This is a genomic window from Antrihabitans spumae (genome assembly GCF_043944905.1).
Lineage (GTDB): Bacteria > Actinomycetota > Actinomycetes > Mycobacteriales > Mycobacteriaceae > Antrihabitans > Antrihabitans spumae.
Genome location: NZ_JBIMSN010000089.1, coordinates 1 through 22,871 on the forward strand (window position 1 = coordinate 1; position 22,871 = coordinate 22,871).

21 protein-coding genes and 1 pseudogene are annotated in these 22,871 nt (G+C 64.3%); 11 read left to right on the forward strand and 11 right to left on the reverse strand.

The window, feature by feature from the left end; genetic code table 11:
* Nucleotides 1–53: 53 nt before the first annotated feature.
* Nucleotides 54–821 (forward strand): annotated as a pseudogene (locus ACHIRB_RS19420) (deoxyribonuclease IV); the annotation flags it as partial.
* Between the two features lie 7 nt (nt 822–828).
* On the opposite strand, the gene ACHIRB_RS19425 reads toward ACHIRB_RS19420, so the two are convergent.
* Nucleotides 829–2,250: an amidase gene (locus tag ACHIRB_RS19425; protein WP_395125767.1), complete on the reverse strand. Its 1,422-nt coding sequence runs from the start codon at nt 2,248–2,250 to the stop codon at nt 829–831.
* Nucleotides 2,251–2,349: 99 nt separating this feature from the next.
* Here ACHIRB_RS19425 and ACHIRB_RS19430 point away from each other — a divergent pair, with 99 nt between their 5' ends.
* Complete coding sequence (locus tag ACHIRB_RS19430; RefSeq protein WP_395125766.1) at nt 2,350–3,195, forward strand: maleate cis-trans isomerase family protein; 846 nt, start codon at nt 2,350–2,352, stop codon at nt 3,193–3,195.
* On the opposite strand, the gene ACHIRB_RS19435 is transcribed toward ACHIRB_RS19430, so the two are convergent.
* The gene (locus ACHIRB_RS19435; protein WP_395125764.1) at nt 3,097–3,618 is read right to left on the reverse strand and encodes a DUF3830 family protein; all 522 of its coding nucleotides are present in this window, start codon (nt 3,616–3,618) and stop codon (nt 3,097–3,099) included. The genes ACHIRB_RS19430 and ACHIRB_RS19435 overlap by 99 nt on opposite strands.
* Before the next feature lie 62 nt (nt 3,619–3,680).
* Between ACHIRB_RS19435 and ACHIRB_RS19440 the strand changes: the two genes are divergently transcribed.
* A complete protein-coding gene (locus tag ACHIRB_RS19440; protein ID WP_395125763.1) occupies nt 3,681–4,406 on the forward strand; it encodes a maleate cis-trans isomerase family protein in 726 nt (241 codons plus the stop codon).
* Between the two features lie 51 nt (nt 4,407–4,457).
* Here the strand turns inward: ACHIRB_RS19440 and ACHIRB_RS19445 are convergent, their stop codons facing one another.
* From ACHIRB_RS19445 to ACHIRB_RS19470, 6 genes are all read right to left on the reverse strand, one after another.
* Nucleotides 4,458–5,414, reverse strand: coding sequence for a D-2-hydroxyacid dehydrogenase (locus ACHIRB_RS19445; RefSeq protein WP_395125762.1), 957 nt, complete (start codon nt 5,412–5,414; stop codon nt 4,458–4,460).
* Entirely contained in the window at nt 5,404–6,135 is a 732-nt protein-coding gene (locus tag ACHIRB_RS19450) for a GntR family transcriptional regulator (RefSeq protein WP_395125761.1), read from the reverse strand. The genes ACHIRB_RS19445 and ACHIRB_RS19450 overlap by 11 nt, the downstream gene beginning before the upstream one ends.
* 9 nt (nt 6,136–6,144) lie before the next feature.
* Complete coding sequence (locus ACHIRB_RS19455) at nt 6,145–7,584, reverse strand: NAD-dependent succinate-semialdehyde dehydrogenase (RefSeq protein WP_395119410.1); 1,440 nt, start codon at nt 7,582–7,584, stop codon at nt 6,145–6,147.
* On the reverse strand, nt 7,584–10,475 hold the full coding sequence (locus ACHIRB_RS19460) for an FAD-binding and (Fe-S)-binding domain-containing protein (RefSeq protein ID WP_395125760.1): 2,892 nt from the start codon (nt 10,473–10,475) through the stop codon (nt 7,584–7,586). Before ACHIRB_RS19460 ends, ACHIRB_RS19455 begins: the two co-directional genes overlap by 1 nt.
* Nucleotides 10,468–11,724, reverse strand: a complete 1,257-nt coding sequence (locus ACHIRB_RS19465; RefSeq protein WP_395119406.1) for an aspartate aminotransferase family protein — start codon at nt 11,722–11,724, stop codon at nt 10,468–10,470. Before ACHIRB_RS19465 ends, ACHIRB_RS19460 begins: the two co-directional genes overlap by 8 nt.
* A gap of 87 nt (nt 11,725–11,811) precedes the next feature.
* Nucleotides 11,812–12,054 carry a hypothetical protein gene (locus ACHIRB_RS19470; protein ID WP_395119404.1) on the reverse strand — a complete coding sequence of 81 codons (243 nt, stop codon included), beginning with the start codon at nt 12,052–12,054 and terminating at the stop codon, nt 11,812–11,814.
* Between the two features lie 243 nt (nt 12,055–12,297).
* Here ACHIRB_RS19470 and ACHIRB_RS19475 point away from each other — a divergent pair, with 243 nt between their 5' ends.
* Nucleotides 12,298–12,690 carry a hypothetical protein gene (locus ACHIRB_RS19475; RefSeq protein WP_395125759.1) on the forward strand — a complete coding sequence of 131 codons (393 nt, stop codon included), beginning with the start codon at nt 12,298–12,300 and terminating at the stop codon, nt 12,688–12,690.
* A gap of 22 nt (nt 12,691–12,712) precedes the next feature.
* Here ACHIRB_RS19475 and ACHIRB_RS19480 read toward each other — a convergent pair whose 3' ends face one another.
* Together ACHIRB_RS19480 and ACHIRB_RS19485 are read right to left on the reverse strand one after the other, a co-directional pair.
* The gene (locus tag ACHIRB_RS19480; RefSeq protein WP_395119400.1) at nt 12,713–13,840 is read right to left on the reverse strand and encodes an acyl-CoA dehydrogenase family protein; all 1,128 of its coding nucleotides are present in this window, start codon (nt 13,838–13,840) and stop codon (nt 12,713–12,715) included.
* 9 nt (nt 13,841–13,849) lie between these two features.
* Nucleotides 13,850–15,025 (reverse strand): acyl-CoA dehydrogenase family protein, encoded by a 1,176-nt coding sequence (locus ACHIRB_RS19485; protein ID WP_199705877.1) that lies wholly within the window; start codon nt 15,023–15,025, stop codon nt 13,850–13,852.
* A 98-nt stretch (nt 15,026–15,123) separates the two neighbouring features.
* Between ACHIRB_RS19485 and ACHIRB_RS19490 the strand changes: the two genes are divergently transcribed.
* From ACHIRB_RS19490 to ACHIRB_RS19500, 3 genes are read left to right on the forward strand one after another with little or no spacing between them, the layout of a single operon-like run.
* Nucleotides 15,124–15,678 carry a histidine phosphatase family protein gene (locus ACHIRB_RS19490; protein WP_199705876.1) on the forward strand — a complete coding sequence of 185 codons (555 nt, stop codon included), beginning with the start codon at nt 15,124–15,126 and terminating at the stop codon, nt 15,676–15,678.
* A 30-nt stretch (nt 15,679–15,708) separates the two neighbouring features.
* Nucleotides 15,709–16,200 (forward strand): RidA family protein, encoded by a 492-nt coding sequence (locus ACHIRB_RS19495; RefSeq protein WP_395119398.1) that lies wholly within the window; start codon nt 15,709–15,711, stop codon nt 16,198–16,200.
* A 5-nt stretch (nt 16,201–16,205) separates the two neighbouring features.
* Nucleotides 16,206–16,802 carry an AMIN-like domain-containing (lipo)protein gene (locus ACHIRB_RS19500; RefSeq protein WP_395119396.1) on the forward strand — a complete coding sequence of 199 codons (597 nt, stop codon included), beginning with the start codon at nt 16,206–16,208 and terminating at the stop codon, nt 16,800–16,802.
* Nucleotides 16,803–16,877: 75 nt separating this feature from the next.
* Here ACHIRB_RS19500 and ACHIRB_RS19505 read toward each other — a convergent pair whose 3' ends face one another.
* Nucleotides 16,878–18,734: a DEAD/DEAH box helicase gene (locus ACHIRB_RS19505; protein ID WP_395119394.1), complete on the reverse strand. Its 1,857-nt coding sequence runs from the start codon at nt 18,732–18,734 to the stop codon at nt 16,878–16,880.
* A gap of 82 nt (nt 18,735–18,816) precedes the next feature.
* Between ACHIRB_RS19505 and ACHIRB_RS19510 the strand changes: the two genes are divergently transcribed.
* The 4 genes from ACHIRB_RS19510 to ACHIRB_RS19525 all read left to right on the forward strand — a co-directional run bounded on the left by ACHIRB_RS19510 (nt 18,817) and on the right by ACHIRB_RS19525 (nt 22,808).
* Nucleotides 18,817–19,623, forward strand: a complete 807-nt coding sequence (locus ACHIRB_RS19510) for a carbon-nitrogen hydrolase family protein (protein WP_395125770.1) — start codon at nt 18,817–18,819, stop codon at nt 19,621–19,623.
* A 107-nt stretch (nt 19,624–19,730) separates the two neighbouring features.
* The gene (locus ACHIRB_RS19515; RefSeq protein WP_395125758.1) at nt 19,731–20,216 is read left to right on the forward strand and encodes a hypothetical protein; all 486 of its coding nucleotides are present in this window, start codon (nt 19,731–19,733) and stop codon (nt 20,214–20,216) included.
* 60 nt (nt 20,217–20,276) lie between these two features.
* Nucleotides 20,277–20,948, forward strand: a complete 672-nt coding sequence (locus ACHIRB_RS19520; RefSeq protein ID WP_395125757.1) for a phosphoribosyltransferase — start codon at nt 20,277–20,279, stop codon at nt 20,946–20,948.
* 69 nt (nt 20,949–21,017) lie between these two features.
* Nucleotides 21,018–22,808, forward strand: a complete 1,791-nt coding sequence (locus tag ACHIRB_RS19525) for an AMP-dependent synthetase/ligase (RefSeq protein WP_395125756.1) — start codon at nt 21,018–21,020, stop codon at nt 22,806–22,808.
* Nucleotides 22,809–22,871: the final 63 nt, after the last annotated feature.

Here is a 22,871-nt window from a genome sequence, read left to right on the forward strand (position 1 = left end):
GCACCATTCTTTGTCTGCGACACAGTCCTCTGCCGAATTAGCGTGAAAGCGCGAGGTTAGGAGCCCACGTCCGGCTTGACAGCGATCCGATCGGATTCGGCGAAGAGCTCGGTGCCGACTTGATTCAGATGTTCGTCATCGATCCGCAAGGGTGGGAGAAGCCGAAACCCCATCCTCGTACCGACGAGATTCTGGCAAGCCCGATCGATGTGGTCGTGCACTCCTCATACCAAATCAATGTGGCGAGCACGAACAACCGATTGCGGATGCCGTCACGGCAGGCCGTCGCCGCACAGGCAAAGGCTGCGGCGGATCTCGGCGCGTTCGGACTCGTCGTGCACGGTGGTCACGTCCGCAACGACGGCGAGATCGAGGCCGGAATCGACAACTGGCGCAAGCTGTTCGAACGCCAGGCAGAGAAGGGCGGATTCCCGGTCCCGATCCTGATCGAGAACACCGCGGGCGGCGATCACGCGATGGCCCGCTACTTCGATTCGATCGCGAAGCTGTGGGATGCGGTCGGCGAGTTCGGCGCAGGCTTCTGCCTCGATACGTGTCACGCCTGGGCAGGCGGGGAAGACCTGGTCGGGATCGTCGACCGGATCAAAGCGATCACCGGCCGCATCGACCTCGTTCACCTCAACAGTTCGCGCGACGAATTCGATTCGGCGCGCGACCGTCATGCCAACTTCTCGGACGGCACGATCGATCCCGAGTTGCTCGCTGAGGTGTGCAGATCGGCCGGTGCACCGGTGATCCTCGAAACCCCGGCAGAAGGCCTGGCCGACGACCTGGCCTACCTGCGTGAGCACACGGGTTAGCGGCTGCTCAACGAAGAACGGGACGCCGTTTCCACCACTCCGTCGCGTCCTCGTACGCCTTCGCGGCGTTGAGCACTCGTACGTCTGCGTGCCGTGGTCCGACGATCTGCAACCCGATCGGCAATCCCGAGGCCGAGAACCCGCACGGCACAGTGATCGCCGGTTGCTGAGTGAGGTTGAACGGATACGTGAACGGGGTCCAGCTCGTCCACCCTCTCCCGGTCCAGCCGTCGGGAACTTCGACGCCTGCTTCGAAGGCCACGATCGGCATCGTCGGCGTCACGAGTAGGTCGTATCGCTCGTGGAACGCACCCATCGCGACACCGAGATTCATACGGCGCGCGTTGGCTTCGAGGTAGTCCTGTGCCGAGAATTCGCGGCCGATCTCGCAGGCTCGGGCCAGGGCCGGGTCGAGTTCCGAGCGTTGCTGCTCGGTGAGGTGCTCGGTCGCCTTGGCCGCGCCTGCGAACCACAGGCATTCGAATGCCCAGACCGGATCCTCGAATCCGGGATCTACCTTCTCGACCTGCGCGCCTAGGTCCGCGAGGATGCCTACTGCTCGCTCGACGGCAGCGGCAACCCCCGGATCGACAGCAGCGAAGCCGAGATCGGGGCTGTAGGCGACCCGCAGACCAGCCAGGGAGGTGTCGAGACCGGAACGGAAGCTGTCGGACGGGCTTGCGAGCGCGGACCAGTCGCGCGAGTCCGGACCTGTGACGACGTCGAGGACAAGGGCCGCGTCGTCGACGGTCCTCGTCAACGGACCGACATGGGCGAGCGTGCCGAACGGGCTCGGCGGGTAGATCGGCACGGTTCCGTAGGTTGCCTTGAATCCGACGACGCCGCAGAAGCTGCCGGGGATGCGCACCGAACCGCCGCCGTCGGTTCCCATTGCCAGCGGACCCATGCCTGCTGCCACCGCGGCAGCAGCGCCGCCGCTCGAACCGCCGCTCGTCCGGGTCGGGTCCCACGGGTTGCGGGTGACGCCGGTGAGCGGATTGTCGGTGACGCCTTTCCACCCGAGTTCGGGCGTCGTCGTCTTGCCGACGAGGACGGCGCCACTTTCACGCAACCGCGCGACACACGGCGAATCGACCGTCCAATCCTGGTCCGGATCGATCGACTTGGAACCCCGAAGTGTGGGCCAACCTCGGGTTAGTAACAGGTCCTTAACAGAGGCGGGAACGCCGTCGACGGGACCAGCGGGCCGGCCCGCCTGCCAGCGGTTTTCCGACTTTTGCGCTTCGGCTAGCGCAAACGACGAATCAAGCACACAATAGGCCTTGACGGTGCTGTCGAAGGTCTCTATCCGGGTCAAAACAGCTTGGGTAGCGTCAACTGGCGAGACGTCTCGACGCCGGTAGGCGGAGACGAGTTCAACGGCAGTCCAGTCAGCTAGATCGCTGGGTTGCGCACCCACTGGGCACATCCTCTCGCTTGGGCCTATTTATCTACACAGAAGCACAATCTTGCGGATCGGTTCGACGTCGCGCCTCCGATAGTAGATTGTTTACAATTGCGAGGTGTGATGACGGACCGTACCGAGGAACAGTCCTACCTGGGCGTCATCGTGCCCTACGATTTCGCACTCGATCGTGAGATCTGGCGCTGGACCCCGAAACGCGTCAGCCTGCTGGTCACACGGACCCCCCACCTCGGCCTGCCCTCGACTGTTGCCATGGCCGAGTCGATCAGCAACGACCGCACTGTCCGGCACGCGACCCGGCAGCTGCTGACAACCGACCCTGCCGCCGTTGTATATCTGTGCACGTCAGGCAGCTTTATTCGCGGTGCTGCCGGGGAGCGGCAGATGCGGTCGGTCATGACCAAAGCAGGCGCACCCGCCGCGGTGACGACCGCAGGCGCACTGGTCCAGGCCTGCGAAGCGCTCGGCACCCGGAAGATCGCGCTCGCGACGCCCTACATCGACGGCGTCACCGACCGGCTGCGGATCTTTCTCGAGGAGTCGGGCATCGGCGTCACGTCCAGCCTCGGACTCGGCCGGGAAGATCGCATCTGGCAGATCAGCGAGGAACACATCCGCGAGCTCGTGCTCGGCGCCGATCACCCCGACGCGGAAGCAATCTTCGTCAGCTGCACCAACCTGCGGACCTACCCGCTGATCCGCCAGTTGGAAGCCGACCTCGGCAAACCGGTCCTGACCGCAAACCAGGTGTCGATCTGGGCCGCTCTGCGCGCTGCCGGAATCAGGCAACCCGACATCAAGCAGCGGTTGTTCATCGACACCTGGCAGGGCAAGCGGCGGCGGGGTCCGTCAGAGACCACCCTCGCGGCGCTCGAATCGCAGCGTCTCGCCTTCCACGCCCCGCAGCCACAGATCCTGCGACGCGGCGGCGATCTCGTCGAGCCCTGACACGATCGTCGCGAACACGTTGCCTGGCACGAAGCCGAAATCCGGGTTGAGCAGCAGGTTGTTGCGTTCGTAGAAGAGGGCAAGATCGATCTTCGGGTGGAGCGGAGCGACGGGGGATGTCACAGGTGCCGTCGCCTCGTACCCGTGCGATTTGGCCGAGAGCTGCCACGGCGCGAACGTGAAGTACATGACGTCGCCGGGAATCGGGGTGATCGTCGGGTTCTCGGGTCCGGGCTCGTCGGGGGCGAAGGCGTCGATGAGCGTGTAGATCTCGTTTCGTGCGTATTTGGCGTGGTAGGCGCCTTCCCCGAGCGGCAGCGCATTCCAGACGGCGTCGCAGGTTCGGGGGGCGAGGTCGTCGAGCAATTTCGCGACGCAGGTGACGCCGCGCTTCTCCAGCGTGATGTCGATGTATCGGCTCATGAACGCTCCCCTTCGACAGAATGTATATTGTTGACAATCATACGGACTCACTTGGAGGTGGCATGACTTCGCAGCTGCCGACCATCGGAATTCTTTACCCAGGCTTCTCGGCGGAGGACGATTTCCCGCGCTTCGAGTCGTTGCTCGCCGGTGCGTTCGCACTCCCCGTTGCGCACACGCTGATGAACGAAGACGCGCACCGCTTGGATGCGCTGCTCGACTGGGGTCGGCCGGAAACGCTCGCAGACGGTGCCGCGGCCTTGCAGCCACGCGGACTGGACGCGGTGATGTGGGCCTGCACCAGCGGCAGCTTCGCCTACGGCTGGGACGGCGCGCACGAACAAGCTGAGACGCTCGCGGCAGCGGCAGGCGTGCCGGCATCGAGTACGTCGCTGGCGTTCGTCCATGCGTTGCGCGCTCTGGGGATCGACCGTGTCGCGGTCGCCGCGACCTACCCGGCAGATGTCGCAGCGCTGTTCACCACATTCCTCGAAGCAGCGGGCATCGAGGTCGTGCGAACGACGAGCCACGACATCTTCACCGCAGCCGAGGTCGGCACGTTGTCGGCACAACGCCTCGCCGACATAGCGATTGCCGGTGACTCCCCGACCGCACAGGCGGTGCTGTTGCCGGACACCGCCTTTCACACAGCGGGCTACGTCGGTGAGCTCGAACTCCGACTCGGCAAGGTCGTCCTGACCGCCAACCAGGTGACGGTGTGGGAAGCGCTGCGTTTGGTCGGTGCTTCGGTGGACCACAAATGCCTTGGGGCGCTTCGCGCCTCGTGAGTCCTTTTGGTGGTCCCGCCCTCCGAAAGGACTCACGAGCGGCGGAGCCGCCTAATATCCGCGGGATTTGTCGACGACGTTGACGAGGGTGTGGTCAGCTGCATAGCGCTCGAAATTTGAGACGAACAGCTCCGCCAAGCGGTCACGCCAACCGACCGCATCACCGCTCATGTGCGGCGTGATCAGCACCGAATCCAGTTGCCACAGCGGATGATCCGCCGGTAGCGGTTCGGTGTCGAAAACATCCAGCGCCGCACCCGCCAGTTCGCGTGCCTGCAACGCTGCGACGAGGTCGTCGGTGACGACCAACTCCCCCCGACCGACGTTGACGAGCCGTGCCGTCGGCTTCATCGCCGCGAGCACACCGGCATCGACCACGCCTCGGGTGGCGTCCGTCAGCGGTGCCAGCAGCACGACGTAATCGAATTCGCCGACAACAGTTTTGAGCTCCCGGCTGGCATGGACGACGCCGAAATCGGGATCGTTGTCAGAGCTCACCCGCCCAGAGCCTGCAACCCGCATACCGACCGCTGTGAGCAACCGAGCGGTCTCTCGGCCGATGGCACCGGTACCGACCACCAACACCCGTGACACAGCGATACTTTCGGTCTCCCGATGTTGCCAGCGCTTCGAGTCCTGAAGCCGGACCGACGTAGCAACATCTTTCGCAAAACCGAGAATCGTCGCGAGGACGAACTCCGCGATCGGACGATCGAACACACCACGCGAATTCGTCACCAGCACATCGGAATCGACGAGTTCGTCGAACAGCAACGAATCGACTCCGGCGGCAGCGACGTGGATCCACCGCAGTGAGTCCGCCTTGTCCCAGGCTCCGCGCAACGCCGTGGAGAAGAAGTCCCAGACGAGGAGAACGTCCGCACCCGAAAGATTTTCGGCAAGAGTATCCGCGGTCGCGTACCGCACGTCGGCTGCCGTCGCCACCGCGTCCATGCCGGAGGGCAGAACGTCGGCGTGCAGCACGACGACGACGGGCTTACGCGCCATGCGACGTCGGCGCCCGGTGAGGCCCGCTCTCACTGTCCAGCAACCGATCCCGCTCGGCCATCAGCATCGTCAGATCCTCGACGGCGGTGGCCATATGGGTTCTGATCGCCGCGGCGAGGTCTTCCCACGGACCGGTATCGAGCAGGTCGACGAGACGCTGATGTTCCTCGGTCAGCGCCTCCGGCCGATGATAGGCATTTTCCAAGTGCACCATACAAATTCGCGACTCGGCAGCGAGCGTGGCGTAGATCCGCACAAACCGCGAATTCCCCGTCGCCTCGACGAGCGTGGCGTGAAACTTCAAGTCCTGCTTCGCCAGATTCTTCCAGTCGTTGGCGGCGATCAGAGCGGGCATCTCCGCGACGATCATCCCCAATCGCGCAACCGCGGCGGCCTTCAGATCCTGATCGCCCTCGAAGACGGTCCGCGCCGCAGCCTGCTCGACAGCCTCTCGCGCGGCGTAGATCTCGGCGATGTCGCCTGGACTCAACTCCACGACGAAGACGCCACGATTGCGATGACTGACCAGCAAGCCTTCCTGCGCAAGCCGCTGCAACGCTTCGCGAACCGGGCCGCGCGACACTGCAAGCTGCGCAGCTAGGTTCGCCTCGCTGAGCTGCTCCCCTGGCCGATACGACCCATCGAGAACGCGCTCGCGCAGCTGATCGGCAATGACGACCGACGTCTGCGGCGCATTCAACGGAGCCAACAACCTCGTCACGGGTACTCCCTACACATTCTTGGGTATCGCAAGGTACTTGTACTCCAGGAATTCCTCGATGCCAACACGGCCGCCTTCCCGACCAAGACCCGATTGCTTGACGCCACCGAACGGCGCTGCCGGGTTCGACACGAGACCCGTGTTCAGGCCGACCATCCCGACCTCCATCCGATCGCTGAGCCGCAGCGCGCGATCGATGTCTTGCGTGAACAGATAGCCGACCAAGCCCCACTCGGTGTCGTTCGCGATATCGATGACCTCGTCCTCGTCGTCGAAGACCACGATCGCTGCGACCGGACCGAAGATCTCCGTACTCATCAGGTCCGCATCGTGATTCACGTCCGTCAGTACCGTCGGCGGATAGAAGTGACCGGGACCATCGGGGGCCACACCGCCTGTCACGACGCGGGCGCCGCGGCCAACGGCGTCGGCAACCAACTCCTGCACTTTGGTCAACCCGTCGCCATCGATGAGCGGACCGATCTGCACACCATCGGAAGCACCGTCGCCCACCCTCAGTTCGGACATCTTCGCTGCCAGCTTCTCCGTGAATTCCGTTGCGACACTGCGGTGCACGAAGAACCTGTTCGCGGCGGTGCACGCCTCCCCCATATTGCGCAGCTTCGCAACCATGGCACCGTCGACAGCACGGTCCACGTCAGCGTCGGCGCACACGACGAACGGAGCGTTGCCGCCGAGTTCCATCGACGTCCGCATGACGGTCGCCGCGGCCTGGCTCAACAGCAGCTTTCCGACCTGGGTCGACCCGGTGAAGCTCAACTTCCTCGCGACACCGCTCGCCAGCCACGGACCGACGACCGACCCTGCGTCGCTTGTCGTTACGACGTTGCACACACCAGGCGGTAGACCGGCGTCCTCCAGGATTTGCATCAGAGCCAGCGCGGTCAGCGGCGTCTGCTCGGCAGGTTTGAACACCATCGTGCAACCGGCCGCAACAGCCGGACCGATTTTGCGGGTCCCCATCGCCAACGGAAAGTTCCACGGCGTCACCAGAACACACGGACCGACCGGCACCTTGGACACGACGATCCGATTGCGGCCGTCGCCTGTCGTGGTGTGATCGCCGCCGATCCGGACCGCCTCCTCGGAGAACCAACGGAAGAACTCGGCACCGTAAGCCACTTCACCGCGAGCCTCGGCGAGCGGCTTGCCCATCTCCGCTGTCATGATCGCGGCGAGTTCGTCGGTCCGTTCAAGGATGAGTTCGTATGCGCGACGCAGGATCTCGCTTCGCTCACGCGGCGCGGTCAGCGCCCAGGAAGGTTGGGCGGCTGCTGCGGCCGCGAGCGCCCGTTCGGCATCGATAGCGGAACCGTCTGCGACGTGGGCGAGCACGCTCTCGTCGGCCGGGTTGTGGACCGGAAAGGTGTTGCCCGACTCGGCAGGGGTCCACTTGCCGTCGATGTAAAGCAACTCTGGTACGGCCATCAGTGCCGCTCCTCTCGTTCGCGATCGGGATCGAGCAACTGGGCGAGGTGCATCGACGACCGACCCAACTGGTCCACCTGCATTCGGCAGCTGAAACCGTCGGCGAGAACGACTGCATCGGAACTGGTTTCGCGTAGCGCGGGCGCGAGCGCCTGCTCGGCAACCTTCATACTGAGGTCGTAGTGCTCGCGTTCGAAGCCGAAATTGCCTGCCACACCGCAGCAACCCGTTGCTTCGCGAACACCATCGACGCCTGCCGCAGCAAGAGCCTTACGTTGCGAACCTGCTCCGAATACCGCGTACTCGTGGCAATGCGTTTGCACAGTCACCTCGGCGGGCAGCGATACCGAGCTGCGCCAACCGGATTCGACCTGCTCGGTCACCGCCGTGGCAAAGCTTCGGACTCGTGCGGCGACGCGCCGGGCCGCATCCGTCTGCACCAACTCGGGTAGATCCTTGCGCAATGCCGCCGCGCAACTCGGTTCGACGACGACGATGGGACGGTCCGTACCGTCGTCGAGCGCGTGCGCCGTCTTGGTGAGAACCTTTTTCGCCCTGGTCAATTGACCTGTCGAGATCCAGGTCAGGCCGCAGCAGACATCGGTCCGGCATTCGACGGCACGCCCAGCATCGGCAAGCACCCTCCGCGCGGACCCAGCGACATCGGGCCTGAAACCCTGTGTGAACGAATCGATCACAAGCACGGTGTCCGCGTGGGCAACCGCGGGACCAACCTCGCGACGCAACCGCCTACGCGACGTGAACTGCGGCAACGCCCGCTGCGACGTCAGTCCGGCAAGCCTCGCCGTTCCAGGTCGCACCAACCGATTGACGATCGGTGCCGTCCGGGATGCCACCTTCAGCCAGAGCGGCAGCCAGCCAAGGCTGTAGTGCGACAACGGCCTTCGTCGACGCCGGTAGTAGTGGTCGAAGAACTCGGCCTTGTAGGTCGCCATGTCCACACCGGTCGGACAGTCCGTCGAGCACGCTTTGCAGGACAGGCACAGATCGAGCGATTCGCGTACCGCGTCCGACTTCCACCCCTCGAGCGAAGTCGGCGCACCGCTGCGCACCATGTCCTGCAAAGCTCGTGCCCGACCACGCGTCGAATCCTTCTCGTCACCGGTCGCCCGATAACTCGGGCACATCACTCCCCCACTGGAGGTCCGACAGCGACCGACCCCGACGCAGCCCTGCACCGCCCGAACGAACGGATCGACCGTGCCATCGCCCGCTGCGAGTTCGAAGCTTGTCTGCCACTCCAGTGGCGCGATGCCGGCCATTGCCAGGTCGGTCAGCATCGGGGCGGGATCGATGATGCTGCCCGGGTTGAGAATTGCCAGCGGATCCCAGATTTGTTTGAACTTCGCAAAGGCAGTCATCGTCGACGGTGAATACATCAGCGGCAACACGTCCGACCGAGCGCGCCCGTCGCCGTGTTCACCGGACACCGACCCACCGAATCGCACGCACAGTGCCGCCGCCCTATGGACGAAGTCGGCCATCACCGCTCGCCCGGCCTCGGTTCGCTGGTCGAAGGTGATGCGGACGTGCATGCAGCCCGCGCCGAAATGGCCGTACATCACGCCGGTGAGACCCAATTCGTCGAGCAGCGCCAGCATTTCGACGAGGTAGTCGGCCAGCTGCTCGGGCGCGACAGCCGAATCCTCCCAGCCAGGCCAGCTTTCACCACCACTGGCGAGGCGGGATGCGAGTCCGGCGCCGTCTTCGCGGACCCGCCACAGCGAGGCACTCTCGGTCGGGTCGGCAACGATGCGTCCGTCGACGAGACGCCCTGACTCTCGAAGCCGTTGCAGCAGTTCGGCACCGCGCGCGCTGACCTGAGCGTGATCGTCACCGTCGAGTTCGACGTAGAGCCAGGCGCAACCGTCAGGGAGACCGACAACCGCATCGGGTCCGCGCCGGTGTCGCATCGTATCCACGATCGACGAGTCGATGCCTTCCACTGCGGCAGGCGAGTATTCGAGGATCGTCATGACATCACGAGCGGCGTCCACAACATCCCGGTACCCGAGGCACAGCAGTTGCGCGGACTCGGCGACGGGCACCAACCGCAGGGTCGCCCCGACGATGACGACACACGTGCCCTCGCTCCCGACGAGCGCACGTGCGACGTTGAACCCGTTCTCGGGCAATAGGTGCGCGAGGTGAAAGCCCGATACCTGCCGCGGGATCCGACCGAGTTCGAGCCGAAACTCCGAAAGATATTCCGCCGCAATCCCTCGCAGTGCAACGGTCAGTGCGGCAGCGGCAGCAACCGCTCCGACATCGTCCGGATTCGTTGCCCACAAGCCGTCGCTCGTTGCCGTCAACAGCTGGCCGTCCGCGGTCAGCACGTCCAGCGCCACAACATGATCGGAGGTTCGGCCGTGCCGGACCGAATGATTTCCGCACGCGTCGTTGCCGATCGCCCCGCCGACCGTCGCACGTGACTTGCTCGACGGATCGGGCGCGAAGGTCAGCCGGCCCGCAGTCGCCTCAGCGACCTGCCCCATCAGATCGGTGATCACGATGCCTGGCTCGACCTGCACCGTCCGCACATCAGCATCGATCCGCAACACTCGATTCAGGTACCGCGAGAAGTCCAGCACCACGCCTGGACCGATCGAGTTCCCTGCCATCGACGTGCCACCGCCGCGTGAGGTGATGGGCACTCCCGCGTCTGCACATGCCCGAACGACCTCGACGGCATCGGCCACAGTCCGCGGAAATGCAACTCCGAGCGGACGCACTCGGTAATTCGAAGCGTCGTAGGAGTATTCGGCCCTGCGTCGGTCGTCGGTCTCCAACGTGACGCCGGCAGCCGACAGCGCGTCGACGAGTCGCTGCGGTGCAGCAGCAGTCACCGAACCAGGCACGTCACTACCCACTCAACCCAACTTTCATGGCGGCACCGATCCGCCGTAGACCTTCGTCGATCTCGTCTGCCGTGACCGTCAGGGCGGGGACCACACGCACAACGTTCCCGTATCCACCGCAGGTGAGCAACAGCAGGTCTTCGTCGATCGCGGCCTGCTGCACGGCACGAGCGGCGTCGGCGTCGGGTTCTCCTGCTGCTGTGGTGAATTCGATCCCCTGCATCAAGCCGAGGCCACGCACATTCCCGATCTGGCCGAACTCCTCACCAAGTCGGGACAATCCACTGCCAAGCTCGGCGCCACGGATCCGCGCGTTCTCGACCAGTCCTTCGTCACGGACGACGTCGAGCGTCGCGACTGCAGCCGCCGCAGCCACGGCATTGCCGCCGTAGGTACCGCCTTGCGAACCGGGCCACGCCTTCGACATCAGCTCCGTCGACGCTGCGATCGCCGAGATGGGGAACCCACTGGCAAGCCCCTTGGCGGTGATGAGGACATCCGGCGTTGCCGCGGAATGCTGGTGGCCCCAGAACTTTCCGGTGCGGCCGACGCCTGCCTGCACCTCGTCGACGATGAAGACGATGCCGTGCCGATCAGCACGTGCGCGGAGACCGTCGAGGAAGCGTGGCGGTGTCGGCAGATAGCCACCGTCGCCGAGTACGGGCTCGATGATGAACGCGGCGGTGTCGGCGACACTGGAGACCGTCTGCAGCAGGTAATCCAACTCGCGCAACGCGAAGTCGACCGCGGTCTCGACATCCCACCCGTAGCGATAGGCGTACGGGAAGGGGGCGAGGTGGACGCCGCCCATCAGTGGCGAAAAGCCCGAGCGAAATTTGGTGCCTGCACTGGTGAGCGAGGCGGCCGCGACAGTTCGGCCGTGAAAGCCGCCGTGGAACGCGATGATGTTCGGTCGGCCGGTGGCCATGCGCGCCAATCGAATCGATGCTTCGACGGCTTCCGATCCCGAGTTCGCGTAGAAGACGCTGTCCAGTCCGTCGGGTAGGACCTCGCCAAGTTTTTCGGTGAGTTCGAGCAGGGGGCGATGCAGCAGGGTCGTGTACTGCGCATGGATTATCGAGCCGACCTGCTCTCTGGCCGCGGCAACGACGCGCGGATGGCAGTGCCCGGTGCTGGTGACTCCGATCCCGGTTGTGAAGTCGAGGTAGCGCCGGCCGTCCGTTCCGACGATCCAACTGCCCGAGGCATGGTCGACGATCACCGGTGTGGCCTGCTGCAGGATCGGGCTCAGTGCGGTCATGGACCAATGGTCGAGGCGAATCCGCAGATTGTCAACAATTGACGATCTGCATAATCGCTGGTCCGACGAACTCGCGGACCGATGGGACTACATACGTGGCGCGGTGAGCGTGCCTGCTATCGCCCGCCGCGTCGTTTCGAGTCGATCCAGCCCGTCGAAGCGGCCGAGAGCTTCGGCGCGCATCTTGAGCAGGATCAAGCCGGACGTCGACGCCGCGATCAGACCGCACACCGCAGATTCGACATGCAGTTCCGTGATTCCGACGACCGCCGCAGCGAGACCGACGAGAAACACGAACCAACATACTGACTTCGAAAAGTTGGACCCCATGACCAGTTGCTCCTTCACGAAAGACAGAAATTTCGTCCAGTGAGGTTCTCAATTGTTTACTTCTGTCACAGAGGTTACGACCGTGCAGGCAATATACGGCCGCGACACGACATAGAAAATCCGCTCGATATCGTTCCGAGATCTCGAAACCTATCCGAGCGGTGGCAAGCGAATCGACCACGATGGGCACGACAGCGACTAACCGGTTTAAAGTTGTCCAACTCTTTATCTAGATAGGACGACATGCGGGATTCGTTACGGACGGCGGCTGGGCCCGCGGTCGCCACACTCGCCATTGCTATCGGCGTGACCCTCGTTGCGGCCTGCGGATCGAGCGCCGACGACAACGTCACTCCGCCGCCGTTGAAGCGCGGACTCTCGAGCGCTCTCTCGGTGCCGAGCGGATCGTCGAGCCCCGCTGTCCTTGTGCCGCCGTCACCGACCTGGCGCATTGCGGACGAAACGCAACCGAAGAGGACCACGACCGAACCGCCGACGCGCACGTCGACCACACGCACGACACGGCCGCGGCCGACGACAACCGAAGAGACCGAGCCGGAGACGACAGAAGAGACGACAACCGAAGAGACCGAGCCGGAGACGACAGAAGAGACGACAACCCGGGCGGTCAGGTAACCCCGACCGCCGGGGCAAGGAGCTAGATGTCGATCTTCTCGTAGTCGGCGACGTGCCCGGCGAGTACGCGAACGTGATCGGCCGTTGCACCGAGGGTGTTCTCGATCGCCGTCAGGCGGCTCACATAGTGACCGACCGGATACTCCGCCGTCATGCCGATGCCACCGTGCAGCTGGATCGCTTCGTGACCGATGTGGCGGGCCGACTTCCCGATCTGCAACTTGGCACGCGACGCGATCACGGGATCGATCGTGCCGTCTGCAATGACCATCGTCGCGTACAGGCACATGCTGCGAGCGAGCTCGAGTGACACGTACATGTCGGCGGCGCGTTGGGTGAGCGTCTGAAACTTCGCCAACGGAACCCCGAACTGCTTGCGCGTCTTGAGGTATTCGGTGGTCAGTCGCAACGACTCTTCGAGCGCACCGACCGCCTCTGCGCCGAGCGCAGCCTGGCCACGCACGATTGCAGCCTCGATGTGTGCACTCGCATCGACCGCGTCGCCGAGGGATTCAGCAGCAGCGCCGTCGAAATCGATCTGCGCACCGCGCAACCCGTCATGAGTCGTGAACACATGCCGTGTCACACCCGACGCCGTCGCATCGACGAGAAACAGCCCGACCCCACCGTCGGGCAACGTGGCGCTGACAACCAATACGTCGGCACAATCACCGCGGAGCACCGGATGCTTGCGCCCGGTGAGGGTCCACGAATCACCCTGCTGCGCAGCGGTGGTCGCGACGTCGATGTTCGGCCAGCGCGAGCCTGCCTCGGCATGCGCGAAGGCGAGCAGCGTGTTGCCCTCGGCAACCTCCGGCAGCAACTTCTTGCGCTGGTCGGCGGTGCCTGCGGCAGCGACGATGCCACCCGGAATCAGGACGGAATCGATCAACGGCTCTGGCGCGAGGCTGCGACCGAGTTCGGACAGCACGGTCATCGCCTCGATGGGGCCGGCATCCATTCCGCCGTCCTCTTCGCTGAAAATCAGTCCGAGCAAACCCAATTCGGCGAACTTCGACCACACGTCACGGCTCCAGCCGAGCTCGGTGGCGACGATCTTGTTGCGCTTTTCGGCGTCGTAGTTGCGCGTCAGAATCTCGCGGGCGGTGTCACGCAGCAGCTTCTGCTCATCGGTGAACTCGAAATCCATGGCTGCGCCTCACAATCCGAGGATCGTCGACGAAATGATGGTGCGCTGCACTTCGCTCGATCCTCCGTAGATGGTCACTTTTCGGTAGTTCAGGTAGTGCGGCGCCGTGAGCTGCGCCCATTCCGGCGTCACGATGTCGTCGCCTGCGCCGACCGGAAGTGACTCGGGGCCTGCAACTTCGAGCAGAATCTCGGTCGCAGCCTGCTGCAATTCGGAGCCACGCAACTTCAACACCGACGACGCAGGGTTCGGCTTACCGTCCGTCGAGCCCGACACCACCCGAAGCTGTGTCAGTTCGAGGGCCAGCAACTCGTTTTCGAGTTCGGCGAGCTTCGCAGCGAACAGCGGATCTTCGAGCAACGTCGAGTTACCGATCTTCGTTTGCGCCGCATGCTGTTTCGCCTCGGCGAGTCGCACCTTGGTCCGCCCGACACCCGTGATGCCCGTGCGCTCGTTGCCGAGCAGGAATTTGGCGTAGGCCCAGCCCTGGTTTTCTTCGCCGACCAAATTCTCGGCAGGCACCCGCACGTCTTCGAACCAGACCTCGTTGACCTCGTAGCCACCGTCGATAAGTTTGATCGGACGGACCGTCAGGCCCGGCGACTTCATATCGATGAGCAGGAACGAGATTCCGGCCTGCTTCTTCGGCGCATTCGGATCGGTCCGGACCAGGCAGAAGATCCAGTCGCCGTACTGACCGAGCGTCGTCCAGGTCTTCTGGCCGTTCACGACGTAGCTGTCACCGTCGCGCACCGCGACGGTCCGCAGCGATGCCAGGTCGGATCCGGCCTCTGGCTCGGAGAAGCCCTGCGACCACCAGATGTCGAGGTTGGCCGTCTTGGGCAGGAAGCGTTCCTTGATCTCCTGCGATCCGAACGCAGCGATCACCGGGCCGACCATGCCGCAGTTGAACGTCAGCGGTTCCGGGACCGACGCCAGCTGCATCTCGTCGAGCCAGATGTGATGCTGCGTCGGCGTCCAATCCTTGCCACCCCACTCGACGGGCCAGTTGGGCACCGCAAGGCCGTTGGCGTTGAGGATTCGCTGCGTCGTCACCCAGTCCTCACGACGCGGCTCTAGGCCACGTCGGTTTCGGTCACGGATCTCAGCGGGAATCTCGGTCGCGTAGAAATTTCGCAGCTCGTCGCGAAACGCAACTTCTTCATCTGTGAGCGCAAGCTTCATGGGTGTCCCTAAGACGTTCGTCGGAGCCATCGGCCGGGCTAAGTTACTCTGCGGTTCATTATGCGGACGCCCGACAGACACAGCACGACCCGGGTCCGATGACCTACTTCGCTCTCGTGCGGCACGGCGAGACCGACTGGAACCTGCACGGCCGTCTGCAGGGGTCCTCCGACGTGCCGCTCAACGACACCGGGCGCGCGCAGGCGCGCGAAGCAGCGCACCGCCTTGCCGACCGAACCTGGGACCTGCTGGTCAGTTCGCCGCTGTCCCGCGCGAGCGAAACCGCGGACATCATCGGCGAATCCATCGGCTTGGCACGCACCGAAACCTACGACGACCTGGTCGAACGACACTACGGCGAGGCCGAGGGCCTGACCGACTGGGAGGCCTATCACGAGTGGCCACACGGCTGGTACCCCGGACTCGAGCCACGCGTCGAGGTTGCCGAACGAGGTCTGCGGGTCCTGCAGCAACTCGCTGCCGAACATCCAGAATCCGCGGTCGTCATCGTCACCCACGGCGGGGTCATCAGGGCGATACTCGATGTCGTACACACGCGTCGCTCGCCGCGAATCCTCAACGCAGCGGTCAGTACGTTGACGGCGAAACCAGAGGGCTGGCTGGTGCACAGCATCAACGGCGTCGACGTCTGAGCACGTTGTCTCGAAACCAGGGGTGAGCACATGCGAATAGAGAACAAGCTCGCCGAACTCGGCTTCGTACTGCCGCCCGCCCCGGAACCCCCGCCCGGGTTTCAGTTCGCCTTCGAGTGGGCGAGGGTCCGCGGCAATCGTGTCTACCTGTCGGGACATGCCGCCCAGAATCCGGACGGCACGTTGGCGGGTCCGTTCGGGAAGGTCCCGTCCCAGGTCTCCGTCGACGACGCATGTGACGCCGCACGGTCGGCGGCGTTATCGATGATCGCGAGTGTTGCGAGAGCGGTCGGCGACTTGGACCGCGTCACGGCGTGGCTCAATGTCTCGGGAATGGTCAACGCCGACAGCGGCTTTCACCACACAACGGTTGTGCTGAACAGTTTCAGCGACCTGATCCTGTGTGTGTTCGGCCCGCAGATCGGTGCACACGCGCGTACAGCGGTCGGCGTGCAGTCGCTACCGCTCGACAACGTCGTGATCGTCGCTGCCGAGCTAGAGATCGATGGCGACGTACCATAGGGCACATGAGTCACTTCCGTCACACCGTCGTCGTATGCGCGTCCCTACTCGCCGTCGGACTGACCGCAAGCTGCTCCGAAGACAGCGGCCCCGCCGAGCCGACTCCCGCCGCAGCCAGCGCAACACCGTCGACAACCACCACGACGACGGAGTCCGAGCCGCCGCCGACCGACGCGGGCATCAAGACAGCGAAGCAGTCGCGAGACGCCGCGCTGACCGTCACCGACATCCGGATCGGCCACCACGAGGGCTACGACCGCGTCGTGTACGAATTCGGCGGCAAGGGTGCACCGGGCTGGTCGGTCGAATATGTGGACAAGGCGATCCAGGACGGCAGCGGCAACGATCTGCCAGTCAAGGGAACGTCGATCCTGCAGGTGCTGATCAACGGGTCCGCGTACCCGTTCGACAGCGGCGTCACCGAGTACGCGGGTCCGGACCCATTGTCGGATCCAGCCGCGCCCGCCATCGCCGAGGTGCACCTTGCAACACTGTTCGAAGGCACGACGCAGTCGTTCATCGGCACGACCGCCGAACGCCCGGCCTTCCGGGTGACGGCGTTGGCGAACCCGACCCGACTGGTTATCGATATCGCGAACTAGCCAGCTGCGAGTGTGCACCTACGTACGAGTTTCGCGTCCAGGACGTACGCAAGTGCACACTCGGCGGAGGGCGGCCTACTTGCGCTTGTTGTACTTGCCGCCGCCGCGCTCGTCGCGGCCTGACCTCGTGTTCTGCGATGGCGGACCCGAGTCGAGCTGCAGCTGAATCAACACACCGCTGATCCTGGTGCGCCGCAACGCTTCCAACGTCTCGCGCGGCAGATCCGCAGGCAACTCGACCAAGCTGTGATCCGGCCTGATGCTGATGTGGCCGAAGTCGCTTCGCCGCAGCCCACCCTCGTTGGCGATGGCACCGACGATCGCACCCGGAACGACGTGATGGCGTTTGCCGACACCGATGCGGTAGGTCGCGAGCTCGACACCGGTCTTGCGATGCGCGGACGGACCCCGGTCGTCACCACGTCGGTCGTCACCACGTCGATCGTCGTGACGATCATCGAACTTGCGCGGCGGACGCTCCCTGCGCGGCTCGTCGTCGTAGGTTCGCCGCTCGCGCGGGGGTGGTGGCGGTGGCTCCGGCGACATCAGGAAGTTCTCGCCGTCGCGCGACTGCAACGCAAGTGCCGCAGCGATATCGGCGAGCGGGATGTCGTGCTCGCGTTCGTAGTCCTCGACGAGGCGACGGAACAGAGCAAGATTCGAGGAGCTGAGGCTTTCGGTGATCGAGTCGCCGAACTTGGCTACGCGCTGCGCGTTGACGTCTTCGACACTCGGCAACTGCATTTCGGTGAGCGGCTGCCGCGTCGCCCGCTCGATCGCCTTGAGCAGATGACGTTCGCGCGGTGCGACGAACAGCAACGCCTCACCGGTACGTCCGGCGCGACCCGTACGGCCGATGCGGTGAACGTAACCCTCTGTGTCGTGCGGGATGTCGTAGTTGACGACGTGGGAGATGCGCTCGACGTCGAGGCCACGAGCGGCGACGTCCGTCGCGACGAGGATGTCCAGCGAGCCCGACCGCAGCTGACCGATGGTCCGCTCACGTTGGGCCTGCACGATGTCGCCATTGATCGCCGATGCCGAAAACCCTCGTGCGCGAAGCTTTTCCGCTAGTTCCTCGGTGGCTTGCTTGGTGCGAACGAAGATGATCATCGCTTCGAAGGACTCGACCTCGAGCACCCGCGTGAGGGCGTCGAGCTTGCGCTGATGAGCGACCTGGACGTAGCGCTGCGAGATGTTCGCTGCCGTCGTCGTCTTCGACTTGACGGTGATCTCGACCGGATTGTTCAGGTACTGCTTGGAAATCTTGCGGATGACCGACGGCATGGTCGCGGAGAACAGTGCGACCTGCTTCGTCTTGGGGGTGTCGCGCAGGATGCGCTCGACGTCCTCCTGGAAGCCCATCTTGAGCATCTCGTCGGCTTCGTCGAGCACGAGGTACTCGAGCTCGGTCAGATCGAGCGTGCCCTTCTCCAGGTGGTCGATCACCCGGCCGGGCGTACCGACGACGACGTGCGCACCGCGACGCAGTCCCGACAGCTGCACGCCGTAGCTCTGACCGCCGTAGATCGGCAGCACATGTAGACCTGGGATGTGCGAGGCGTACTTGCCGAACGCCTCGGCGACCTGGATCGCCAATTCACGGGTCGGGGCAAGTACGAGGGCACGCGGTTTCCGCGCGCTGACATCGACGCCCATCAGGATCGGAATTGCGAACGCCGCGGTCTTGCCGGTACCCGTCTGGGCGAGTCCAACGACATCGTCGCCCGCGAGGAGCGGCGGAATGGTCGCCGCCTGAATCGGTGAAGGTGACTCGTAGCCAACGTCTTTGATCGCGGCGAGAACCCGATCGTCGACGCCGAGATCGGCAAAACTCAAAGATTCTGCAACTGGTTCACTAGCTGGTTCGGGGTTCTGCTCGGGCGACCGATCGGGCACGACTGCCCCTCCGTCACCCTGATTTTCGCTCATGTGACCTGGAGTTTACTGCCTTCCGAGCGCGCGGAGTACCTGTCTGGCAGACCCGGGCACGTATACCGTTGTCCGAGTGGGTATCGATGAGTCCGTCAGGGTGGCCGTTGCACAGTTCGCGCCGGGGACCGACAAGGCCGAAAACCTCGAACAGGTGCGCGCGCTCGTCGCCGACGCCGCACGCCGCGGCGCGGAGGTCGTCGTCGCGCCCGAGTACTCGATGTTCACGCCGCCGAAGTTCGATCGATCCGTGGCCGACGCCGCCGAACCATTGGACGGACCGTTCGTCAGCGGTCTACTCGAGTGCGCGAGAGAATCGGGCGTCGTCGTCGTCGCAGGTGTCGCCGAAGCACTGGCCGACGACGACCACGTCTCGAACACCCTGATAGCCGCCGGACCCGACGGCAGGATCGCAGCCACGTATCGCAAACTGCACCTCTACGACGCCTTCGGGTTCACCGAATCCGACATCATCCGGCGCGGTGACATCGCTGCCCCCGAGACGTTCACGGTCGGCGGGCTGAGGTTCGGACTGCAGACCTGCTACGATCTTCGTTTTCCCGAGGTCACTCGGCGGATCGTCGATGCCGGCGCCGACGTATTGCTGCTGCCGGCGCAGTGGGTGCCTGGGCCCCTCAAGGAAGACCACTGGACGACTCTCGTTCGAGCCCGCTCGATCGAGAACACGATCTACGTCGCGGCGGCCGATCAGGCCGGTCCGGGTGGCGCGGGCAACAGCATGATCGTCGACCCGATGGGGACGGTTGTCACAGCTCTCGGCGAGCGAACGGGCACGGGCGTTGCGGAGTTGACCGCGGCACGGATCGTCTCGGTCCGCGAGCGGAATCCCGCCCTGGAACTGCGCCGATTCAGCACTGTCGAACGCTGAACCGAGTCGTGCACGCAGACTGCTAACAAAAGTTTGCGCAAACCCGTCACGCCGACGCGTGTTACGAACGACACATCGAGCGAAGGTGTCGACTCGGAAGGCTCACCATGCACGCCAACGCAACGTTCTCCGCTCAGGGCGATCCCGCCCGCCCAGACCTTGCGCTGTGCATCATCGAGGCCGTTCAATCCGCAACCACGGATACTTCCGACACCGCGGTGATACTCGATCGCTACCAGGCCTACCGCCAGGCGCAGGGCCAACAGGCTCGTGCCGACGGCGTCCGCGCTCTCCTCCGCACTTTCGAAGAGGTCGGCAGTTGCGATGCATGGGCGGGCAAGGTCGGCAACTACCGCCGCCGCTACTCCCCGACCTCCGCCCCGATCGCGGCAACCGCGATCGAGCACGCCGCAGAACTCTTCTACGCCCATCACATCGATTCGATCGACGACCTCGCAACGGCCCGCCGCGACGACGAGATCCTCCGCGAACTCGAGCTGGGTCTCGAAGCCATCGCCGGCCAGCGCGGAACCCTCTACGACCTGCTCGAACTCGCCGGTCTCGACCGTCAGCTCGCACTCGTCAGCGCCTGACGCCTGCGCAGCAAAACGGCCGTCCAACGGGGCGATTTCACGGAGTAGCGTCGAGAGCAAATGACGTTCACGGATCGGGCCGAAGCTGGTCGCGCGCTGGCGAAGTCGCTGGACTACCTGCGTGAGACCCGACCGCTTGTGCTCGGCCTCCCCCGCGGCGGCGTTCCGGTCGCAGCGCAGGTCGCAGCCGAATTGGGCACCGACCTCGACATCATTCTGGTCCGCAAACTCGGCGTCCCGTGGCAGCCGGAACTGGCGATGGGCGCAATCTCCGAAGACGGCGGTCGGGTGCTCAATCCCGATGTCGTCCACCATGCCCGGATTTCGCGAATCACCCTGGAAGACATCGAAGTTCAGGAGCGCATCAAACTCGAACGTCGGAGCCGAGTCCTGCGTGCCGACGGCAGAAGAATCGCGATCAACGGCAGAACGGTCGTGATCGTCGACGACGGTGTGGCAACCGGTGCGACCGCGATCGCCGCCTGTGCGCTCGCACGAGCCGAGGGTGCTCGCTGGATCGTCGTCGCAGTTCCGATCGGTCCGCCAGACGTTGTCCGCCGGCTCGGAGCGGTTGCCGACGAGGTCGTCTGCCTCGTGTCGCCGGCAGATATGGGCGGAGTCGGCGCAGCGAACGACGATTTTCATCAGTTGGCCGACCGCGAGGTCACCGACTTGCTCGACGAACACCGCACTATCCGCGGAAAGCTCGACCGACCCAATTCGAACAGCTAGCGTATGTGCACGTCCACTGGATGTGGTGCAATGCACTTCTACCGCTCAGTAACACGGAGGTCATAGCTAATGCTCGAGTTCGAGGTCCCGGCGTCGTACCAAATTCCCGAGAACGCGTCGATGGCCAACTCGGTCTTCGAACACGAAAAGGAATCGCCCAACTTTGTGTTGTTCAAGGTCCCACTGGATGCCGGCGGCTGGTCCGACGTCACAGCAGCGAAGTTCGCACAGGACGTCACCGCCGTCGCCAAGGGCCTCATCGCCTCGGGCGTCGAACTCGGTGACCGCGTCGCGATCATGGCATCCACCAGCTACAACTGGGTTCTGCTCGACTACGCGATCTGGACAGCAGGCGGCTGCACAGTAGCGATCTACGAATCCTCGGCTCCCGAACAGGCGAAGTGGATCCTCGAAGACTCCGCAACCGTCATCACCGTCGTCGAGGCGCCGCGGCACCGCGCGGTCATCGACGAGGTCTCCGATTCGCTCCCCGACCTCCGCGAAACCCTCGAGCTGGACAAGCAGGCGATCGGTGAACTGATCCGTCGCGGTAGGGACGTCCCCGACGAGGACGTGCACGCCCGCCGCGCACAGGTCACCGCGACCTCGCCTGCGACGCTGATCTACACCTCCGGCACCACAGGCAAGCCGAAGGGTGTGCAGCTCACGCACGCCAACCTGTGGGCAGAGTCGAAGGCAGTTCGGCTCGAGCTGGCCAGCATCTTCGTCGAGGGCAACAAGACGCTGATGTTCCTCCCGCTCGCGCACGTATTCGCTCGCGCGATCTCGGTCGGCGCACTCGACGCCAAGGTCACGATCGCTCACACCTCCGACTGGACGACCCTGGTCGAGCAGTTCGGCGCGTTCAAGCCCGACTTCATCCTCTCGGTCCCTCGTGTGTTCGAGAAGGTCTTCAACTCCGCCAAGCAGAAGGCGCACGACGGCGGCAAGGGCAAGATCTTCGACAAGGCAGCCGCAACCGCTATCGCGTGGAGCGAAGCGCAGGACACCGGCGGCGCCGGATTCGGCCTGAACCTCAAGCACACGGTCTTCGACAAGCTCGTCTACAGCAAGCTCAAGGCAGCGCTCGGCGGCCAGTGCAAGTCTGCGGTGTCCGGCGGCGGGCCACTCGGCGCGCGCCTCGGCCACTTCTTCCGTGGTGTCGGCGTGACGATCTACGAGGGCTACGGCCTCACCGAGACCTCCGCGGCGATCACCGTCAACACGCCGGAGAACATCCGCGTCGGCAGCGTCGGACGCCCGATCAACGGCCACGCCGCCAAGGTCGCCAAAGACGGTGAACTCCTCGTTCGCGGTCCGGTGACGTTCTCCGGCTACTGGAAGAACGACGCCGCATCGGCCGAGTCGTTCGAAGACGGCTGGTTCAAGACGGGCGACCTCGGTGCGATCGACGACGACGGCTTCGTCACGATCACCGGCCGCAAGAAGGAACTCATCGTCACCGCCGCGGGCAAGAACGTCTCCCCCGCGACGCTCGAAGACTCCTTGCGCGCCAACCCGCTGATCAGCCAGTGCATGGTCGTCGGTGACGGTCAGCCGTTCATCGGTGCGTTGATCACGTTGGATCCCGAGGCACTTCCGGGTTGGAAGGAACGGCACGGACTGTCCGCCGACACCTCCGTCGCGGAGCTTACGAAGAACGCGGATCTGGTTGCCGAGATCGACGCCGCCGTCGCCGAGACCAACAAGAAGGTCTCGAAGGCGGAGCAGATCAAGAAGATTCGCATTCTCGACGTCGACTGGACCCAAGAGGGTGGCGAACTGACGCCGAAGATGTCGCTCAAGCGCAACATCGTGCTCAAGCAGTACGCCGGCGAAGTCGAGGCAATTTACAGCTAGGGCGCTCCGCGCCTCGTGAGACATCCCTAGGCTTTAAGAGTCAAGCGGCGAGTGTTTTCGGCG

Bases quoted from the DNA above. Each gene is read 5' to 3' on its own strand.
- ACHIRB_RS19425 (WP_395125767.1), bottom strand. From the start codon at position 2,250: ATGTGCCCAGTGGGTGCGCAACCCAGCGATCTAGCTGACTGGACTGCC.
- ACHIRB_RS19430 (WP_395125766.1), top strand. From the start codon at position 2,350: ATGACGGACCGTACCGAGGAACAGTCCTACCTGGGCGTCATCGTGCCC.
- ACHIRB_RS19435 (WP_395125764.1), bottom strand. From the start codon at position 3,618: ATGAGCCGATACATCGACATCACGCTGGAGAAGCGCGGCGTCACCTGC.
- ACHIRB_RS19440 (WP_395125763.1), top strand. From the start codon at position 3,681: ATGACTTCGCAGCTGCCGACCATCGGAATTCTTTACCCAGGCTTCTCG.
- ACHIRB_RS19445 (WP_395125762.1), bottom strand. From the start codon at position 5,414: ATGGCGCGTAAGCCCGTCGTCGTCGTGCTGCACGCCGACGTTCTGCCC.
- ACHIRB_RS19455 (WP_395119410.1), bottom strand. From the start codon at position 7,584: ATGGCCGTACCAGAGTTGCTTTACATCGACGGCAAGTGGACCCCTGCC.
- ACHIRB_RS19465 (WP_395119406.1), bottom strand. From the start codon at position 11,724: ATGACCGCACTGAGCCCGATCCTGCAGCAGGCCACACCGGTGATCGTC.
- ACHIRB_RS19470 (WP_395119404.1), bottom strand. From the start codon at position 12,054: ATGGGGTCCAACTTTTCGAAGTCAGTATGTTGGTTCGTGTTTCTCGTC.
- ACHIRB_RS19475 (WP_395125759.1), top strand. From the start codon at position 12,298: ATGCGGGATTCGTTACGGACGGCGGCTGGGCCCGCGGTCGCCACACTC.
- ACHIRB_RS19480 (WP_395119400.1), bottom strand. From the start codon at position 13,840: ATGGATTTCGAGTTCACCGATGAGCAGAAGCTGCTGCGTGACACCGCC.
- ACHIRB_RS19485 (WP_199705877.1), bottom strand. From the start codon at position 15,025: ATGAAGCTTGCGCTCACAGATGAAGAAGTTGCGTTTCGCGACGAGCTG.
- ACHIRB_RS19490 (WP_199705876.1), top strand. From the start codon at position 15,124: ATGACCTACTTCGCTCTCGTGCGGCACGGCGAGACCGACTGGAACCTG.
- ACHIRB_RS19495 (WP_395119398.1), top strand. From the start codon at position 15,709: ATGCGAATAGAGAACAAGCTCGCCGAACTCGGCTTCGTACTGCCGCCC.
- ACHIRB_RS19500 (WP_395119396.1), top strand. From the start codon at position 16,206: ATGAGTCACTTCCGTCACACCGTCGTCGTATGCGCGTCCCTACTCGCC.
- ACHIRB_RS19505 (WP_395119394.1), bottom strand. From the start codon at position 18,734: ATGAGCGAAAATCAGGGTGACGGAGGGGCAGTCGTGCCCGATCGGTCG.
- ACHIRB_RS19515 (WP_395125758.1), top strand. From the start codon at position 19,731: ATGCACGCCAACGCAACGTTCTCCGCTCAGGGCGATCCCGCCCGCCCA.
- ACHIRB_RS19520 (WP_395125757.1), top strand. From the start codon at position 20,277: ATGACGTTCACGGATCGGGCCGAAGCTGGTCGCGCGCTGGCGAAGTCG.
- ACHIRB_RS19525 (WP_395125756.1), top strand. From the start codon at position 21,018: ATGCTCGAGTTCGAGGTCCCGGCGTCGTACCAAATTCCCGAGAACGCG.